This window comes from Asanoa ishikariensis (assembly GCF_900107455.1).
In the GTDB taxonomy this organism is placed as follows: domain Bacteria; phylum Actinomycetota; class Actinomycetes; order Mycobacteriales; family Micromonosporaceae; genus Asanoa; species Asanoa ishikariensis.
The window spans coordinates 206,792-223,199 of record NZ_FNQB01000003.1 but is presented as its reverse complement, the minus strand read 5'-3'; the positions used below and the strand labels follow the sequence as shown (position 1 = coordinate 223,199).

The 16,408-nt window shown below is 70.5% G+C and carries 22 protein-coding genes and 1 pseudogene; 11 read left to right on the top strand and 12 right to left on the bottom strand.

What is annotated here, in order from left to right; translation table 11 throughout:
- Nucleotides 1-157 precede the first annotated feature (157 nt).
- The gene (locus tag BLV39_RS25140) at nucleotides 158-697 is read left to right on the top strand and encodes a hypothetical protein (RefSeq protein WP_090798255.1); all 540 of its coding nucleotides are present in this window, start codon (nucleotides 158-160) and stop codon (nucleotides 695-697) included.
- Nucleotides 698-725: 28 nt separating this feature from the next.
- Here the strand turns inward: BLV39_RS25140 and BLV39_RS25135 are convergent, their stop codons facing one another.
- Genes BLV39_RS25135 through BLV39_RS25120 form a run of 4 tightly spaced genes read right to left on the bottom strand, consistent with a single transcriptional unit; the run spans nucleotide 726 to nucleotide 3,110 of the window.
- Complete coding sequence (locus tag BLV39_RS25135) at nucleotides 726-1,232, bottom strand: hypothetical protein (RefSeq protein WP_090798253.1); 507 nt, start codon at nucleotides 1,230-1,232, stop codon at nucleotides 726-728.
- Between the two features lie 8 nt (nucleotides 1,233-1,240).
- Complete coding sequence (locus tag BLV39_RS25130) at nucleotides 1,241-1,636, bottom strand: YkvA family protein (RefSeq protein ID WP_090798251.1); 396 nt, start codon at nucleotides 1,634-1,636, stop codon at nucleotides 1,241-1,243.
- On the bottom strand, nucleotides 1,633-2,028 hold the full coding sequence (locus tag BLV39_RS25125; protein ID WP_090798249.1) for an HIT family protein: 396 nt from the start codon (nucleotides 2,026-2,028) through the stop codon (nucleotides 1,633-1,635). The genes BLV39_RS25130 and BLV39_RS25125 overlap by 4 nt, the downstream gene beginning before the upstream one ends.
- Before the next feature lie 23 nt (nucleotides 2,029-2,051).
- Entirely contained in the window at nucleotides 2,052-3,110 is a 1,059-nt protein-coding gene (locus BLV39_RS25120; protein ID WP_090798247.1) for a fatty acid desaturase family protein, read from the bottom strand.
- Between the two features lie 109 nt (nucleotides 3,111-3,219).
- Here BLV39_RS25120 and BLV39_RS25115 point away from each other — a divergent pair, with 109 nt between their 5' ends.
- Both BLV39_RS25115 and BLV39_RS25110 read left to right on the top strand, forming a co-directional pair.
- A complete protein-coding gene (locus tag BLV39_RS25115; protein WP_308442652.1) occupies nucleotides 3,220-4,380 on the top strand; it encodes a sensor histidine kinase in 1,161 nt (386 codons plus the stop codon).
- Entirely contained in the window at nucleotides 4,344-4,979 is a 636-nt protein-coding gene (locus tag BLV39_RS25110; RefSeq protein WP_090798243.1) for a LuxR C-terminal-related transcriptional regulator, read from the top strand. Before BLV39_RS25115 ends, BLV39_RS25110 begins: the two co-directional genes overlap by 37 nt.
- A 13-nt stretch (nucleotides 4,980-4,992) precedes the next feature.
- Here BLV39_RS25110 and BLV39_RS25105 read toward each other — a convergent pair whose 3' ends face one another.
- Nucleotides 4,993-5,802, bottom strand: coding sequence for an RNA polymerase sigma factor SigF (locus BLV39_RS25105; RefSeq protein WP_090798241.1), 810 nt, complete (start codon nucleotides 5,800-5,802; stop codon nucleotides 4,993-4,995).
- 244 nt (nucleotides 5,803-6,046) lie between these two features.
- On the opposite strand from BLV39_RS25105, the gene BLV39_RS25100 reads away from it, so the two are divergent.
- Together BLV39_RS25100 and BLV39_RS25095 are read left to right on the top strand one after the other, a co-directional pair.
- Nucleotides 6,047-6,220, top strand: coding sequence for a CsbD family protein (locus BLV39_RS25100; protein ID WP_090798239.1), 174 nt, complete (start codon nucleotides 6,047-6,049; stop codon nucleotides 6,218-6,220).
- 193 nt (nucleotides 6,221-6,413) lie between these two features.
- Nucleotides 6,414-6,914 (top strand): hypothetical protein, encoded by a 501-nt coding sequence (locus tag BLV39_RS25095; protein WP_090798236.1) that lies wholly within the window; start codon nucleotides 6,414-6,416, stop codon nucleotides 6,912-6,914.
- A gap of 9 nt (nucleotides 6,915-6,923) precedes the next feature.
- Here BLV39_RS25095 and BLV39_RS25090 read toward each other — a convergent pair whose 3' ends face one another.
- Entirely contained in the window at nucleotides 6,924-7,652 is a 729-nt protein-coding gene (locus BLV39_RS25090; RefSeq protein WP_204082642.1) for a GAF and ANTAR domain-containing protein, read from the bottom strand.
- 19 nt (nucleotides 7,653-7,671) lie between these two features.
- Nucleotides 7,672-8,406: a GAF and ANTAR domain-containing protein gene (locus BLV39_RS25085; protein ID WP_090798231.1), complete on the bottom strand. Its 735-nt coding sequence runs from the start codon at nucleotides 8,404-8,406 to the stop codon at nucleotides 7,672-7,674.
- A 255-nt stretch (nucleotides 8,407-8,661) separates the two neighbouring features.
- Here BLV39_RS25085 and BLV39_RS25080 point away from each other — a divergent pair, with 255 nt between their 5' ends.
- On the top strand, nucleotides 8,662-9,051 hold the full coding sequence (locus BLV39_RS25080) for an STAS domain-containing protein (protein ID WP_090798226.1): 390 nt from the start codon (nucleotides 8,662-8,664) through the stop codon (nucleotides 9,049-9,051).
- 31 nt (nucleotides 9,052-9,082) lie between these two features.
- Complete coding sequence (locus tag BLV39_RS25075) at nucleotides 9,083-10,132, top strand: fatty acid desaturase family protein (protein ID WP_090798224.1); 1,050 nt, start codon at nucleotides 9,083-9,085, stop codon at nucleotides 10,130-10,132.
- Here the strand turns inward: BLV39_RS25075 and BLV39_RS25070 are convergent.
- A complete protein-coding gene (locus tag BLV39_RS25070; RefSeq protein WP_090798221.1) occupies nucleotides 10,102-10,587 on the bottom strand; it encodes a DUF5994 family protein in 486 nt (161 codons plus the stop codon). The two genes, BLV39_RS25075 and BLV39_RS25070, sit on opposite strands and share 31 nt — an antisense overlap.
- Nucleotides 10,588-10,891: 304 nt before the next feature.
- Here BLV39_RS25070 and BLV39_RS25065 point away from each other — a divergent pair, with 304 nt between their 5' ends.
- Nucleotides 10,892-11,338, top strand: coding sequence for a hypothetical protein (locus BLV39_RS25065; RefSeq protein ID WP_143049877.1), 447 nt, complete (start codon nucleotides 10,892-10,894; stop codon nucleotides 11,336-11,338).
- A gap of 6 nt (nucleotides 11,339-11,344) precedes the next feature.
- On the opposite strand, the gene BLV39_RS25060 is transcribed toward BLV39_RS25065, so the two are convergent.
- Complete coding sequence (locus tag BLV39_RS25060; RefSeq protein WP_143049876.1) at nucleotides 11,345-11,800, bottom strand: hypothetical protein; 456 nt, start codon at nucleotides 11,798-11,800, stop codon at nucleotides 11,345-11,347.
- A gap of 250 nt (nucleotides 11,801-12,050) precedes the next feature.
- On the opposite strand from BLV39_RS25060, the gene BLV39_RS25055 reads away from it, so the two are divergent.
- The 3 genes and pseudogenes from BLV39_RS25055 to BLV39_RS44320 all read left to right on the top strand — a co-directional run bounded on the left by BLV39_RS25055 (nucleotide 12,051) and on the right by BLV39_RS44320 (nucleotide 13,162).
- Nucleotides 12,051-12,317, top strand: a complete 267-nt coding sequence (locus BLV39_RS25055; RefSeq protein WP_090800553.1) for a lipopolysaccharide assembly protein LapA domain-containing protein — start codon at nucleotides 12,051-12,053, stop codon at nucleotides 12,315-12,317.
- A gap of 55 nt (nucleotides 12,318-12,372) precedes the next feature.
- Nucleotides 12,373-12,633, top strand: a pseudogene (locus tag BLV39_RS45125) (Hsp70 family protein); the annotation flags it as partial.
- A gap of 121 nt (nucleotides 12,634-12,754) precedes the next feature.
- On the top strand, nucleotides 12,755-13,162 hold the full coding sequence (locus BLV39_RS44320) for a hypothetical protein (protein WP_090798213.1): 408 nt from the start codon (nucleotides 12,755-12,757) through the stop codon (nucleotides 13,160-13,162).
- A 3-nt stretch (nucleotides 13,163-13,165) separates the two neighbouring features.
- Here the strand turns inward: BLV39_RS44320 and BLV39_RS25040 are convergent, their stop codons facing one another.
- From BLV39_RS25040 to BLV39_RS25030, 3 genes are all read right to left on the bottom strand, one after another.
- Nucleotides 13,166-14,404 (bottom strand): sensor domain-containing phosphodiesterase, encoded by a 1,239-nt coding sequence (locus tag BLV39_RS25040; protein WP_090798211.1) that lies wholly within the window; start codon nucleotides 14,402-14,404, stop codon nucleotides 13,166-13,168.
- A gap of 87 nt (nucleotides 14,405-14,491) precedes the next feature.
- Nucleotides 14,492-15,487, bottom strand: a complete 996-nt coding sequence (locus tag BLV39_RS25035; protein WP_090798208.1) for an NAD(P)-dependent alcohol dehydrogenase — start codon at nucleotides 15,485-15,487, stop codon at nucleotides 14,492-14,494.
- A 30-nt stretch (nucleotides 15,488-15,517) separates the two neighbouring features.
- Nucleotides 15,518-16,399, bottom strand: a complete 882-nt coding sequence (locus BLV39_RS25030; protein ID WP_204082643.1) for an SDR family oxidoreductase — start codon at nucleotides 16,397-16,399, stop codon at nucleotides 15,518-15,520.
- Nucleotides 16,400-16,408 lie beyond the last annotated feature (9 nt).

Genomic DNA, 16,408 nt, shown 5'->3' with positions numbered 1-16,408 from the left:
CAACGGCCGGATCCCGACAAGCTTCGGAATCGACACCTGTCGCCGCTGGCTGAGGCTGTCTGGTCTTTGCGCGACGCCGGACGACACCGGACAGGACCGCGGGCCGTCAGCCGGCCGAGTGACAGCAACGGCCGGCGAGCACCGGTTGGATGGCGTGATGAGGTCGTTCACCCGGGTCGCCGTCCTGTTCTCGCTGCTGGTCGGCGCCGCCGGCGTCTCCGCCGATCCGCCGTGGTCCTTGTGGCTCGCCGGCATCGCCCTGCTCGTGGCCGCCGTGGCGCTCCCGCTGGAACTGCGAATGCGCAGGTACGACGACCTGCCTGCCGCACGGTGGTCGTCCTACGTCGACACGCACCGACCTCCCGCGGAAGGCACCATCCGGGTCCTCGCCGAGCACGTCGACGATGAGGAATTCGACGAAGGTCGCCGTAGCCGAGGCTTGCGCGAGTCCGACTCTGGCCTGCGGATGCGGCGAAAGGCCTCGCGGACCGCACCGGCATCCCGGCGGCTACGACCGCCACCGGCTCCGGACGCGTACCGTGCCGCCTTCGGCCCCATCAGCGACGACGCCGAGGACCGCGTCGACACGATCGCCGAGCGGATCGCGCAGAGAATGAAGTGGGACGCGCTGTGGTGGTTCCTCGCCGCGGTCGCGGTGTCTATCCCGGTCGGGATCTTCGTCAACCAGATCAGCTAACCGCACGCGAGCAGTGACTACTCCCCAGTCAGCCGCGGCCTGCGATCAGCACGGATACCTCTGCGGTGAGCGGCTTGTCGTTGGCGTCGAGTGGGGTGACGAGCAACTGCTGGTCGGCCGGGAACACGGGCGCCAGGAACATGCCGTCGTGGACGTCCACGTGCACGGGAGCGTCGCCCGGGGCGCGGATCGTCACCGCGTGGGTCCCGGCGGTCGGAACGACCCCGACGAATCCGCCCAGGATCTCGCTCACCGCGAACTGGTCACCGCCGCGGGCGGCGCCCATCGCTGATTCGCTTCGCCCGGCGGACAGGCTTTCGACGTGCCAGCCCGCCGGCCCGATCCACAGCCGCAGCATGCGATCCGCGCTCACGGGCACCGTTTCGGCGACGGCGTAGCCCGCCGGCGGCTGCCACTCTTGCGGTGGAGCAGCGTCGACATCCGGCGCCAGGCGCACGACGGCCGCGATCAGCAGGCCGAGGCCCAGGAGCCCGACGATGCTCCGGACGTTCGAGCGGACAACGGTGACGTCCATCCATGCCATCATCGCACCCCGGTCAGGCGGAGCAGAGCCGCGAAGCCGTCGTCCGTGCCCGGCCAGTGCCGGCGGACCGCGGGCAGGCCGGCGCGACGGACCGTGCCGCGCAGCACGATGACGACCAGGATCGCGTCGTCGGCGTACCCGAGGATCGGGATGAAGTCCGGGATCAGGTCGATCGGTAGCGCCAGGTAGCCGAGCAGCAGCGCCAGCCGCACCCGGACGCCGCGCGGCAGGTCGCGGTCGGCCGCCAGCCGACTCAGCAGGCGGAGCAGGTCCGGCAGCAGCCGCAGCGCCTCCTTGAGCAGCCCACCGCGCGGCCGGCCGATCGCCAACGCGGCGACCAGGATGAGCCAGGTGACCACGACCGCGACCGCGATGCCGACCAGCGCGCGGGTCATTCCAGGGCGGCCACGATGCGGCGTTGTGCCTCGTCGAGCTCTGACTCCGGCGGGTCGTGGCGGACGTTGGCGAAGTCGAAGTCGGCCATGCCGTGCGCCGGGAAGACGTGCACGTGTGCGTGCCGCACCTCGAAGCCCGCGATGACCAGGCCCGCGCGCGGCGCGTCGAACGCCTTTCGGACGGCCCGGCCGAGCAGGGCCGCGACCGACGTCACGTGGCTCCACAACTCCGGGTCGAGGGTGGTCCAGTCGTCGACCTCGGCGACGGGGACCACCAGCGTGTGGCCCTGCGTGAGCGGCGCGATGCTGAGGAACGCGACCACCCGGTCGTCGCGGTACACGAACCGGCCGGGCAGGTCGCCCGCGATGACCATGGAGAAGACCGACGGCATGACAGCCATCATGCCCGCCCGAGCTAGCGGGCCGTACGAGCCTCGTGCTCGGCGCGGGCCGGCGCGCTCACCTCGTGGAGGTAGCTCAGGGCCTGCCGGTAGGACGTGACGAGGCCGGTCTGTGCGTAGTCGACACCGATCTCCGCGCAGTACTCCCGCACGATCGGTTGGGCCTTGTGCAGGTTGGGACTCGGCATGCCCGGGAACAGGTGGTGCTCGATCTGGTAGTTCAGACCACCCATGGCGGCGTCGGTGAGCCAGCTACCGCGCACGTTGCGGGAGGTCAGCACCTGCTTGCGAAGGAAGTCCTCGTCGCCCGTCGGGTGCGGCATGCCCTTGTGGTTGGGCGCGAACGTCATGCCGAGGTAGACGCCGAACAGCGCCTGGTGCACCAAGAGGAAAGCAACGGCCTGCAGGGGCGAGAGGACGAGGAACAGCGCCGACAGGTACGCGATGGCGTGCACCACCAGCAGCGCGGTCTCCACGCGGGGGCGCTTGACCACGCCGGCGCGCAGCGCCTTGACGCTGGACACCTTCAGGTCGATGGCGAGCAGGGTGAGCAGCGGGAAGAAGAGCGCGGCCTGGTGCCGGGTGATGAAGCCCTTCAGCCCGCGCCGGCCGAGCGCCGACTCGGTGGCCCAGATGAGCACCTCGGGCGCGACGTCCGGGTCGAGGTCGTCATGGTTGGGGTTGTTGTGGTGACGGGTGTGCTTGTCGATCCACCAGCCGTAGCTCATCCCGACGCCGAGGTTCCCGGCGATGCGTCCGGCGATCTCGCCCGGTCGTTTGGTGCGGAACACCTGGCGGTGGGCCAGGTCGTGGGCGACGAGGGCGACCTGGGTGAACGTCACGGCGAGGAAGGCGGCCGTGACCAACTGCCACCAGGACGAGCCGATGAGGAAGAACGCGGCCCAACCGCCCACGAGCATCAGCGTGACGACGCTCAGCCGCAGAGCGTACACGGCGGGCCGGCGCCGCATCAGTCCCGCGTCGTTGATCCGGCGGGACAGGACGGCGAAGTCGCTGCCGGTCGCTGTCCGCGCCGGCGGCGCGGCGGTCGTCGGCTCGATGGTGATCGTCATGTTCCCAGCAAACCGGATGCGGGCCGGGCCGTCAGGAGCGCTACGCCCTCCGGCGAGGTGGTGCTAGCACTACTCTTCGACCGCGAGACGAGTGGGCACTATTGGACCCGTGGAGATACCCGGAAGCAGTGGACGGCTGGACCGATGGGTCAGGCGGGCGTCACACTGCGTGCTCGACGGGTCGACCACGATCGGCCTGGCGGCCACGAACATCCCGCTGCTGCTCCTGTCGGTCCTCGCCCTGGGGCTGACCCCGGTGCCCTATCTCGGTCTGGCGTTGGTGCTGTGGACGACGAAGCTGGTCCGGTTGCGGACCGACCTGGAGCGCAGACGCGCCTCACGGACCGGTGTGCTCGTGCCCCGGCCATACCATCCGGCGCCGCAACGGGCCATCCCCGGTGGCTGGCGGTACTTCCGGTGGACTGTGACCGACGCGGCCACCTGGCGGGACCTCGCCTGGCTGGTGCCTGGCGCGATCGTCGGGCTCGGGCTCGGAACCATCACGATCCTGCTGCCGCTGTACGGCCTCGCGGCGCTGGCGCTGCCGGTGCGCCGCTTCGACGCCCATTTCGCCCGGCTCTTCCTGGCACCGACCAGGTCCGCCGACCTCCGGCTGCGGGTCACGCAGCTCACGGTGACCCGGGCCGACACGGTCGACGCCCAGGCGGCCGAGCTTCGGCGCATCGAGCGCGACCTGCACGACGGCGTCCAGGCCAGGCTGGTCTCGCTGAGCATGGTGATCGGTCTGGCCGACAAGCTGATGGACCGGAACCCCGCGGAGGCACACAAACTGCTCGCCGAGGCGCGTGAGTCCAGCGGCGCCGCGCTGGTCGAGCTGCGGCACCTCGTCCGCGGCATCCACCCGCCGGTGCTCGCCGAACGTGGCCTCGGTGGCGCGGTCCGGGCACTGGCGCTAAGCCTGCCGGTCCCCATAGTCGTCGAGGGCGACCTGCCGGGCCGGCCCGACGCACCGGTGGAGTCCGCGGCCTACTTCGCCGTCGCCGAGGTGTTGACCAACCTGATCCGGCACAGCCGTTCGCGTACCGGATCGGTGTCGCTGCGGCACGCGGACCGGGCGCTGACCATCGTCGTCTCCGACGACGGCGCGGGAGGGGCCGACCCCGCGGGCGGTACGGGTCTGCTCGGCATCGAACGCCGGCTCGCGGCCTTCGACGGCACGATCGCCCTGTCGAGCCCACCGGGGGGACCCACTGTGATCACCATGGAGGTGCCGTGCGCGTTGTCATCGCCGAGGACCATGCCCTCCTGAGGTACGGGCTGATCCGGCTGCTGCAGGCCTTCGACTTCGAGGTCGTCGCCGCCGTCGACAACGGCCCGGCATTGCTGCCCGCCCTGCTGGAGCACAAGCCGGACGTGGCGGTCATCGACGTGCGCCTCCCGCCGACGTTCACCGACGAGGGCCTGCAGGCCGCGATCGCGGCCCGCACCGAGATACCCGGGCTGCCGATCCTGATGCTCTCCCAGCACGTGCAGACCCTGTACGCCCGGGAACTGCTCAGCACTCCGCACGGCGGGGTGGGCTACCTGCTCAAGGATCGCGTGTCGAACGTCGACGAGTTCGTCGAGTCCGTCCGCCGGATCGCGGCCGGCGGCACCGCCATGGACCACGAGGTGATCGCACAGCTCCTCGCCCGTCGGGAGCCGTTGGCGGTCCTCACCCCCCGGGAACGCGAGGTGCTCGGCGAGATGGCCGAAGGCCGCTCCAACGCCGCGATCGCGGCCAAGCTGCGCATCACCGAGAAGGCGGTGAGCAAGCACATCAACAACATACTGACGAAGCTGGACATGCCGCCCTCGGACGACGACAACCGCCGTGTCCTGGCCGTCCTGGCGTACCTCGACGCCTGACCGGCCCGTCGCCTCAGCCGCGGTGGTCTTCGAGGTGCCGGCGCAGCGTGGCCAGGGCGCGGGTGATCAGACGGGACACGTGCATCTGGGAGATGCCGATCTGCTCGGCGATCTGCAACTGCGTGAGGTTGCCGAAGAAGCGCAGGGTCAGGATCCGGCGCTCCCGGTCGTCGAGCACACCGAGCGCACGCCCGAGCACCAGGCGGTTCTCGGTGAGCTCGAAGCCGTCGTCGACGCCACCGAGCAGGTCACCCAGCTCCCCCGTGTTGTCGCCGTGGCCGATCGGGGTCGACAGCGAGGTGGCGCGGTAGGCACGGGCGCCCTCAAGCCCGTCGATCACGTCGTCCTCGCTGACGCCGAGATGCACGGCGATGTCCGCGACGGTCGGTGAGCGACCCAGCGTGTGCGTCAGCGTGTTGTTCGCGGTCGTGATCGCCAGGCGCAGTTCCTGGAGCCGGCGCGGCACCCGCACGGACCAGGTCCGGTCCCGGAAGTGGCGTTTGATCTCGCCGACGATGGTCGGGATGGCGAAGCCCGCGAAGTCGATGCCGCGGTCGGCGTCGAACCGGTCGATCGCCTTCACCAGCCCGAGCGACGCGGTCTGCACCAGGTCGTCGGTCGGCTCGCCGCGACCCGCGTAACGGTGGGCGAGGTGTCGGGCGAGCGGGAGCCAGGCGTTGATCGCGCGCTCGCGGGCCAGGGCCCGCCGGGGATGGTCGACGGGGAGGGAGGTGAACGCGGCCAGCAGGGTGGTCGCGGTCGTCGCGTGCCGCTCGTCGGTGACGGTATCGGCCCTGCTGCGCCGCACGGTAACGGTGGTCATCGTCGCTCCTCAACCTGTTCGTCCGGTCGGCCCGACTCGCCAGGTTGGGAGACCCCTCGATTGCTTGATCCAGGGCAACCGTAGCCGAACGGCCAGCTAATAGCTAGCCGAAAGGATGAGGCATCCCAGCTAGCGCCGTCGCGAGGCCAGCGTTTCGTTCGCGGTTTCGCGGGCATTCCTCCTAGACACCACGCGCCGCGCAAGAGAGATCCGTGGCGGCGCGGGTGCACAGAGATGGGGACGCATGGGACTCGATGACAAGGCCAAGAACAAGGCCCAAGAGGCCGGCGGCGAAGTCAAGGAGCACGTGGGCAAGGCCACCGACGACAAGGACCTCGAGAACGAGGGTCGTGGCGACAAGGCCTCGGCGGACGTGAAGCAGGCCGGCGAGAAGATCAAGGACGCGTTCAAGCGCTGATCTGAAGCAACCTGGGTGGCCGGCGTCTCTGACGCCGGCCACCGCCGTCTGTGCGGGGAATCGCCGTCCTCATTGGAGGTGCCCGCTGCGTCGATATGTGCTGTGGCGCTGGGGCCGGCGCTAGGCTCGCAAAGCCGCTCCAGACCCCGGCGGCGTGTCAGTTTCCGCGAACGCTGACCCGCCGAGGTACGCGATGACCATCCGAGCCCTGCCTGCCTCCATCACGACCATCGAGCGCCGGCGCCGTGCGCATGGGCGCGCGTTGTGTCGCCACCACGCCGGCCCCCTGCTCTGCCTGGCGGCGATCCTGCTCGACGACATCGACGCTGCGAGCGACGTCGTCGCCGCGACACTCGCCACCGCCTGCCGGCCGATCCAGTACCCCCGCGCGTCGAGCGGACACACCCGCGTCGCACTGGCCCGCTCCGTCTTCTGGCGGTGCATCGGACGGCTGGCGGCCATCGAACGATTCGGGACCGCGACGCGGCGATCAGCCGGGACACCAGAGGCGATCCTGGCGCTGACCGTGTTCGGCGGTCACGATCTCAAGCAAGCGGCCCAGACCTTGCAGATCCCTGAAACGGACGTCGAACGTCAGGTTCGGGAGCTCATGTCGGTCATCGCGCCCGACGTTCGCCAAACGGTAGCCGCCGCTCGGCTCCGGGTCCTGCCGCCGCTGGACGCCACGGTCTGAGCGTCGGGCTCAGGGGCGGATGAGACCGCCGAGGCCGTCCGCGCCGGCGACCACCGCACGCGCGACGTCGCCCAGCCGACGGTTGTTGCCTCGGGCGAAACCGCGGATCAGCTCGAACGCCTCGTCCACGCTGACCCCGCGGTGCTGCGCCACGGCGCCCTTGGCCTGTTCGATGACGATCCGGCTGTTGAGGGCGCCCTGCAGCTGTTCGGCCAGCACCTGTCCCTGCCGGATCGTGCGTTCCTGCACGAGCGCGATCGATGCCAGGTCGGCCAAGGCCTGCACCAGTGGCACGTCGTCACGATCAAGGCTCGCGGCGTTCGTGCCGAACACGTTGAGCGCGCCGATCACCTGCGCCCGGAGGCGCAGTGGAAACGCGTGCACGGAACGGAACCCGGCCGCGGTGGCGTGCGGCGCGAACAGCGGCCAGCGCCCACCGTCCTCGCGCAGGTCGGTGTTGACCACCGCGGTGCCACTGCGGAACGCGTCGAGGCAGGGGCCTTCGTCGTTCTGGAGCTGGAAGAGCTCCAGCAACCGGGCGTCCTCGCGGGAGGCCGCCATGAAATGCAGATGACCCTGGCGGTCGGCGAGGACCAGACCGACCACGCTGGCCGAAGCGATCTCCGCCGTGCGCATGGTGAGCACGTGCAGGAACTCGACCAGGTCGAACTCGTCGACGAGGGTGTCGGACACCTCGACGAACACCTCGGCCAACCGCTGTGCGGAAAGAGTGGTCACGGCAACCTCCGTACCCCTGTCACTGCTGTTCCCGATCGAAGCGCACCGTGCGCGCGACCACGTCGCGGGCGACATCCGCGAGCGTGCGTTCGTTGGCGTACGCATGCGCGCGCAGGCGCAGCAACGCTTCGGCGAGCGTGACACCGAGCTGCACCATCACCATCCCCTGGGCCTGGAAGACCTCCGTGCGATAACCCGGACTCTCGTCGAAACCGTCCGGCACGTCGTCGACCGACGCCTCGTGCTGTCCGTCGAGGACGGCGGTACGCGCGATCGCCGCGAAGGTCAGCGATTGCGCGACGTCCTCTTCGTCCATCGCGCCAGGCCGGCCCCGGAAGACGTCGAGGACGCCCACGCTCGCGGACCCGGCCAGCAACGGGAACGCGAACACCGACCGCACTCCCCTCTCCCGCACCGCCGAGCTGTAGATCGGCCAGCGGTCGGTCGCGTCACCGGCCACGTCCGCGACCAGGACCGGGCGTCCGGTCGCCATGGCGTCCATGCACGGCCCTTCCCCGAGCGTGAACTGCAACTCCTCCAGGAGTTGGCTGGCAGGGCTCGATGCGATGGCCAAGCCCCACTCGCCCTCGCCGGTCACCACGCTGACCCCGACCCCGGACGCGGTGAGTGCGGTCGCGGTGGCGCCGCAGATCCGGCGCAGCGCGTCAGCGACGTTGCCCGGCCGGTCAGCCTGGCCGGGCTGTTCGGCGATCAACTCGTGCGCCCGGGCCCACCGGTCCGCCGCGGCACTCATCGTCGCGACCTGACTCGGTGCGGACGCACGCCGGCCGCCCGGATCAATGCGGGACGGATCGATGCCATGGGTGGGCCGCACCTTCTTTGTGAAGTCGGCGCTGCCGGGGACCAGGGCAGACGTTTTTCACACATACCCTACGCTCCGCCCGCAGGAGTCGTCGGCGACGCGGCACCTGGGGTTAGACTTGCGTCGTCCAATTGCGGGCGATGCCCCAGACCTCGGCATTCGCGTTCGGCGAATCCGAGGGCGGACATGACGACTTTTCGGCACGACACCGAATTCTTCTCCCTATCGCTGCGCACCGAGCACGATGTCGCGTGCCTGCGGCTGACCGGCGAAATCGACGAAGACTGCGCGGCGGTGTTGACGGACACCGCTGCTGACCTCCATCGCCTTGCGCCACCGCGGTTGTTCGTGGACCTCGCGGAGGTGTCCTTCGCTGGTGCCACCTTCGTCAACTTCCTGGTCCGTCTCGTCCATGGCGTGCCGCGCGACTGCGTCACCCTGCTGTGCCGAGCCACCCCGCAGACCGTGCGTCTGCTCTGCCTCACGTCGACCGACTCCATCGCGGCACGGTCCGACCGGCTGCCTGACGCGTGGCTCGATCCGCACGAACGCGTCCTCGATCCGGTGCCCACCTGACGAGCCGTACCGACCCGTGGCAGGAGCCCCGATGCCGTCGATAACCACACCCCCGGCCGCGTACGCGAAGAACGGCGCGGTGCCACACGAACGATCCCGGGGAAGCGCGTACGCCGAACTCTCCCGCGAGATAAAGGACGCCGGCCTGTTGGACCGGCGTCCCGGCTACTACCTCGGGAAGATCGCCGTCATGGCCGCGATGTGCGCCGTCGGCGTCGCCGCCCTCATCCTGATCGGCGACTCGTGGTGGCAACTCGCCACCGCGGCCTACTTCGCGGTGATCTCCACCCAGCTCGGGTTCCTGGGGCACGACGCCGGTCATCGCCAGATCTTCCGGTCCGGCCGGGCCAACTACGTCGCCGGCGTCGCGCTCGCCAACCTCGGCGTCGGGTTCAGCTACGGCTGGTGGGTCGACAAGCACAGCCGCCACCACGCCCACCCGAACGACGAGGACAAGGACCCGGACGTCGGCGCCGGAGCCTTGATCTTCACCCCCGGCCAGGCGCGGGCCAGCGTCGGCCTCGCCCGGTTCTTGTACCGCTTCCAGGCGTGGAGCTTCTTCCCGCTGCTGCTGCTGGAGGCGATCAACCTCCGCGTCGCCAGCGTGCGTTACCTGGTCGGCGACCCCACGCGGCCCCGCGTACGCGAGCTGACCTTGCTCGGCGTACACGCCGCCGGCTATCTGTGCCTCGTGTTCTGGGTCCTGTCTCCGGGGATGGCACTGGCGTTCATCGCCGTGCACCAGGGCCTGTTCGGGCTCTACCTCGGCTGCTCCTTCGCACCGAACCACAAGGGCATGCCCCAACTGAGTACCGCGGACGCCGCCGACTACCTGCGGCGCCAGGTGCTCACCTCGCGCAACGTGCGCGGGCATTGGCTGACCGACTTCGCGCTCGGCGGCCTGAACTACCAGATCGAGCATCACCTGTTCCCGTCGATGCCGCGCGCCAACCTGCGGCACGCCCAGCACATCGTCCGCGAGTTCTGTGCCGCCCACCGGGTGTCCTACGCCGAGACCGGGTTGGTCGCGTCCTACGCGCAGGCCCTACGTCACCTCGACACCATCGGGCGGACGGTGTGACCACCCGGCGCCGTCGGTGAGGCGGAGAGGATGTGCTGCGCTCGCGTACGCGTGGCCGGGTCGGCCGCCTCGGCCATCGCCTTCTCGGCTGCCGCGGCATCGGTCCGCGGCGGGACGACGAGCAGATCGACCTGGTCACCGGCGTAGGTGGTGGCGATCACCACCGCCGGGTCGACGCTGGCGAACCAACCGACCCGCACCACACCGTCGCCGACCGCCAGCCGGCTGAAGCGGGTGTCCCAGGCGACGTTGTTGAGCATGACCTGCCGGATCGTCCCGTAGCGGGCGGACAGGGCCAGTACGAGCCCCGGAAGCTCGGCCACCGGATCCCAGGACCGCGGCCACCACCCGCCGTCGAGAACCGCCTGCCGGTCCCGGACAGGGGTGAGGACGAGCCGCGGCGACGAAGGCGGCGTGGCCGAGGCGATCGTGGTGCGTGCGGTGGTGGTGAGCATGGTGATAACCGTCCTGACTGAGACGTCGCGACGGCGCACGGGGCAACTGACGTGCCAGCACCTAGTGGGATCGTCGTCATGGAGATCGTGGATCGGTGCGGAGCATCCGCCAACAGGCGGGCTTGTCGGCCACCGGGGTCTCGAGCGACAGGTCTAGCCTACGCCCCTTTCAAGGAAGTCCCACCAGCGAGATGCCGGCGCCCAAAAGTCCTTTTCGGACTGTTCTCGGGTTACGCTGACAGCCGTTCGCCGCTCCGGCCCCCGGCGGCGCGTCCAGGTTCTTCGAGACGCACCGGAGCGGCACATGACACGGACATTGATCCACGCTGACCCCGCCCGCACCGTCATGCACGGCAACCGACTGCATGCGCTTGTCACCCGGATAGCCGCCCGCGATCGCGCGGCGTTCCGGACTCTGTACGCGTTCCAGGCCATGCGGGTCTGGCGCGACGCCATCCGACTGGTGCCTCCGCTTGATGCTCGAGCCGTCACCCGGTCGACCTTCGTCGAGATCTGGCACCTGGCCGGGCACCACCTCGGCCACGAGGTATGCGAGACCTGCGCCTGGATCACGTCGGTCACCGCCCGGCACGTCGAGGCCCGGATCCGCGCCGCAGATGGCGAGCCGGCGCGCGAGGACGGCCACGACCAACACACCTACTGCGAGCTCGTGACCCTGCTGGGCACCGGACGGGCGACGGTTCGTACGGCCCCCGGGACCTTCAGCCGGGTGGGCGACCTGGCCGCGTGACCGCCGTTACGGCTGCCGGCCGCGTCGGTCCAGGAGAGCGGCGACGTCGTGGGCCAGCGCGCCGATGGTCTCGCCGCGGTAGATGCCGGCCAACTCCTCGAGGAGCCGGGCGGCGACCGCCGCCTCTCCACCCTCGGCGAGCCGCGCGCGCAGCCGCTGTGCGTACTCGTCACGGTCGAGCGGGTTGCCAGCCTCGTCGCGGGCCGCCGTCGTGGGGCGCGGCGGCACCACACCGGCGGCCGGGGCGGTGCTCGACGCGGCGTGGGTCGGGCAGTAGTCGGTCTGCCGAGCCGCGTCGTGAGTCCAGCCCTTGGCATGCTCACGCGCGTAGACCCGGGCGTCCGCGTCGTTGCGCCACGACTCGATCGGGGGCGGCTCGACCTGCACCGGGCAACCCGCGACGTCGCAGCTCACCACGACCCGCCGGTCCGCTCCGCGGGCGCTGGACAGGTGCAGACTCACCACTGCCTGCTCTCATGGTCGGTCGTCATCGCTCGCCGGAGGTCGACGCCGACTCGGACGCTACCCCGTTTCGGCGTGAGTGGATATCTCTCCTTTGGACCGAACGGGTGTACGATTGAGTCATTCCGGACTCGACGACATCCCAGCCTTGAGGTGCCTGCCACACCGGCTTACCCCTTGGGATGTCATGTCCAACGACGTGCGCCACACGCAAGACGCATCCGGTGACTCCTCCGTCCGTCCGGGCGCGATGGCAGAACGAAACCGGTCGCCGCGCACCCGCACCAGCAATGCCTGGGTCGGGATCTGCGCCGCCGCCCTCCTGTCGATCGTGCTGATCATCTTCATGCTGCAGAACACCCGCAGCGTCGAGGTCAACTTCCTCGGCCTGGACGGCAGCCTGCCGTTGGCCCTGGCGCTGCTGATCGCCGCGGTCGGCGCCGCGCTGCTGACCATGATCGTGGGCGCCGCCCGGATCACCCAGCTCCGCCTGATGGCCCGCCGCCGGCGCCACTGACCGGCCGGCGCCACCGCCGAAAAGGTGAGCCGGCGGTCTCGACCTCGACGCGACGATCGTCGCCCACCTCGGGGCGGTCTACGGCTCCCGCGACCCGGCCGCCTGGCAGCGGCTGATCGCGCCCGACTCCGACGCCGATCGGCGGGTCAGCCGCCGACTCGGGGACGCCGTCCGCGCGGCGAAGGAGACCCTGTCCCGGCGCACCGCGACGAAGATCCGGGTGCCGCTGCTAGCAGACGACGCTCCCCTGGGCCGGGAACAGCTCGACGCCCTCGCCCGCCCGCTGCTCGAGCGCACCGTTGTCGCGAGTCGGGCCGCCCTGGCGGCGTCGCGGATTCCGGCGGCCGACCTGACCGGGGTCTACCTCGTCGGCGGCGGCCAGTCCGACACCCAACTCGCTCTTCGACCAGTGTCTGATCGGGGCCTGGCGGGCCACTGTGTGGGAGGGGCCGCTGCCGATCTACGGCACCGACATCGTCTTCCGGCTGCGCGGCAAGGGCGAGGTGCGGCACTTCAACGCCAACGGCACCGTGTGGGACGACCTGCGCGAAGGCCGGGTGTTGGTGGGAAAGAACGGCGGTCGCACCTACGAGTTCACCCTGCGGGGCAGGTCGACCTGGAACTACCGGGCGAACGACGGTCGCGCGTTCTTCAGGAACAACAAGACGAGCGGTCGCGACGTCCTGCGGATCAACGGAGCGGTCGAAGTGGATCGAAAGCTGCTGGTCACCAACTCGCCTGAGGAGTACTTCTGCACCGACGCCGTCCTGACCGTGCAGGACGGCGACATCAGCCGCGAATATCAACGCATCTCGCGCACGCCGGCGCCGACGCCGAAGTTGTAGCGGTCAGGCCTCGATCCGCCGCACGAGGCTCTGCGCCGCCGCGATCACCAGGTCGCGGTCGTAGGTGACGGCGTAGTCGTACGGCGTGTCCTCGCCTCGCTCATCGGAGGGTGGCTGTCGGGCGACCAACGCCGCGCCGAAGTGTGGCCCGACCACGACCACGACCCAGTCCTGGGCGAGCGGGTCGTCGGCGCGCAGCGCTGTGCCGCGTACGCCTTCGGCCGGCTCGTCCGGCATACCGACGCCGAAGGTCGCGACCATGACGCTCGCCGCCGCCAGCGACGTGTAGCGGCGGACGAGCGCGGGGCCGAACCGGCGCGCGTGCTGGAAGCACGCGACCAGCACGCTGGGCTCGGCGGGATCCGCGGCGCGATATTCCAGGTGCCGGCTCATCGACGCGAGGAGCTGTCGGGTCGCGGGCCGGGTGGCGCGCTTGGCGGTCACCACCTCGAACGGTGTCCGCGACGACGGCGGGTCATGGCTGATGGTCAGTCCGCCGGCCCCCGTCGACGAGGACCAGCCATCGGGCAGCGGCGCGGGCCGCCCGTACCGCCAGCCCTGTCCCAGGGTCGCGCCCATCGCCAGGGCCATCGCCGCGTGGCGGGGCGACTCGATGCCCTCGGCGAGCACGGTGGCGCCGGTGCGCTCCACCTCGGCGAGCACACCGTTGACCGTGCGTGCCACCACGAGGTCGGGCCGGTTCTGGATGAGCGAGAGGTCCAGCTTGATGACGTCGGGACGGACGAGCGGCATCATGGCGAGGCTCGCGGGGTCGGCGCCCACGTCGTCGATGGCGATGCCGATCCCGTTGGCCCGCGCGACGAATGCGGCGTGCAGGACTCCCGCGGGGTCGTGGGTCAGATTGCGTTCGGTCAGTTCGACCACGACGCTGAGCCGCCGCGCACCCAGCATGACGGTGTCGAGCAGGTCGTCGGGACAGTCAACGCCGATCGAGGCCGGCTCGGCGTTGACGAACAGCGTGACCTCCGGCGGCATGCCGGCGAGCAACGCTGCCTGCATCGCGGTCGCGCGACAGACCCAGTCCAGCTCCGCCGACCGCCCGACGCGATAGGCGTGGGCGAACAGCTTCATCGGCTGTTCGAAGGAGGAGCCCCGCGGACCCCGGGTCAGGGCCTCGTAGCCGATCACCCGGGTGGTCCGCAGGTCGACGACCGGCTGGAAGACCGTGCTGACCCGACGGTTGTCGACGATGTCGTCGAACTCTTCGCGAAGACTCGCCACGGCACACGACCTCCCGTGGCAGCTGACCTGCCCCTTCCAGCATCACACCAGGTCAGCGGCCATGCGGGCGAACGCGGAAATAGCCGATCAGACGGTGATCGCCACCTTGCCGCGGGCCCTCCCGGCCTCGAGGTAGTGCATGGCCTCGGGTACCCGGGACAGGGAGAAGGTCTTGTCGAGGGTCGGTGTGAGCCGGCCGGCCTCGATGAGCGCCGTGAGCCGTTCAAGATCGCTTCCGCGCTCTTTGGCGGCGAACATGACCAGGCGTTGGGACACGAACGGCGACGTCGCCGCCGCGCGTAGGTTACGGCCGAATCCCCCGGTCCACTTGCCGCCGTCCTCGCCACCGATGATCACCGCGGTTCCGGTCGGGGTGAGGGCCCGGCGGAGCTGCGCGAGGGTGGGGCGGCCGGCGATGTCGAGGATCAGGTCGTAGCGCTGGGTGCCGTCGGCGAAGTCCTGCCGGGTGTAGTCGATGACATGGTCCGCGCCGAGGGACTGCAACAAGTCCAGCTTGGTGGTGCGGCACGCGCCGGTGACCTCGGCGCCGAAGGACTTCGCGAGCTGCACGGCGTAGCTGCCGACACCGCCGGACGCACCGGTGATCAGCACGCGCTGTCCGGCCTGGACCCGGCCGACGTCGGTGAGGGCCTGGAGCGCGGTGAGGCCGGATACCGGCACCACCGCCGCCTGCGCGAAGGACAGGTTGCCCGGCTTGCGCGCGAGCTTGTCCTCCCGGGCCGCCGCGAAGGTCGCGAACGAGCCACGTCCGATCCCGTAGACCTCGTCGCCGGCGGCGAACCTGGTCACCGCCGAGCCGACGCCGACGACCGTGCCGGCCACGTCGATGCCCGGCACCTGGGTCTTCGGCTTGAACATCCCGAAGCCGATCAGGCGCAGCAGGTACGGCCGGCCCTCCATCATGTGCCAGGTGCCCCGGTCGAGCCCGGCGCCGTGGACGCGCAGGAGCACCTCGTTCGCGGCGATCTTCGGTGTCGGCACCTTGGCGAACCGCAGGAGGTCGGCCGCGCCGTACCCGTCCTGCAGGATCGCGTGGTTCACGGTCGTTCCGGTCGTGGTCATGGCGTGGCCTCTCGGGCCGAGGGCGAGCGATCAGGAGGGTGGCACGGGGGCACTCAGCCCGACCAGGTCGGCACTCACCTGCCACAGCCGGGCCGCGGTGGCCTCGTCCTTGCTGAGGGCAGCGGACTGTCCGGGCTTCCCGTTGCCGAAGTAGCGACCCGTCACCTGCTCGAGCTCCGGGGCGGAGGCCACGTGGATCGACATGGCCGCGCCGCGGGCCGGGCTCTTCATGAACGGCCGCAGGAGCGGGACCAGCAACCGCTGGACCACACCGGGATCCTCGGCGCCGAACCCGGTGTTGACCACACCGGGATGGACCGCGTTGGCCGTCACCAGGGCGTCCGGCGACCTCCGGGCGAGCTCGTAGGTGAACAGGACATTGGCGAACTTCGACTGGGTGTACGCGCGTGCGCCGGAGTAGTCGCGTTCGCCTTGCAGGTCGTCGAAGTCGATCCGACCGCTGGCCTGCGTACGGGAGGACACCGTGACCACCCGGGCCGGCGTGCTCTCCCGCAACCGGTCGAGCAACAGGTTGGTGAGCAGGAACGGCGCGAGATGGTTGAGAGCCAGGGTGCGCTCGAGCCCGTCGACGGTGAGGTGCCGGGTGTTCCAGTAGCCGCCCGCGTTGTTGACGAGCACGTCGATCCGCGGCATGCCCGCCAGAACCTGGTCGGCCAGCCGCCGCACCTGCTCCTGCGACGACAGGTCGGCGATGTACACGCCCACCCGCCGCCGGCCGGCGGCGCGGATCTCGTCGGCCGCGGCATCGGTGCGCCGGGGGTCCCGGCCGACGACCGACACCCGCGCGCCCAACCGCGCCAGGCCGAGCGCGGTCGCCTTGCCGATGCCGGAGGTGGCACCGGTCACGAGCACGTGGCGGCGCACCATCGGGCCACCGGGAAGCTGGGCCATGGTCCCCAC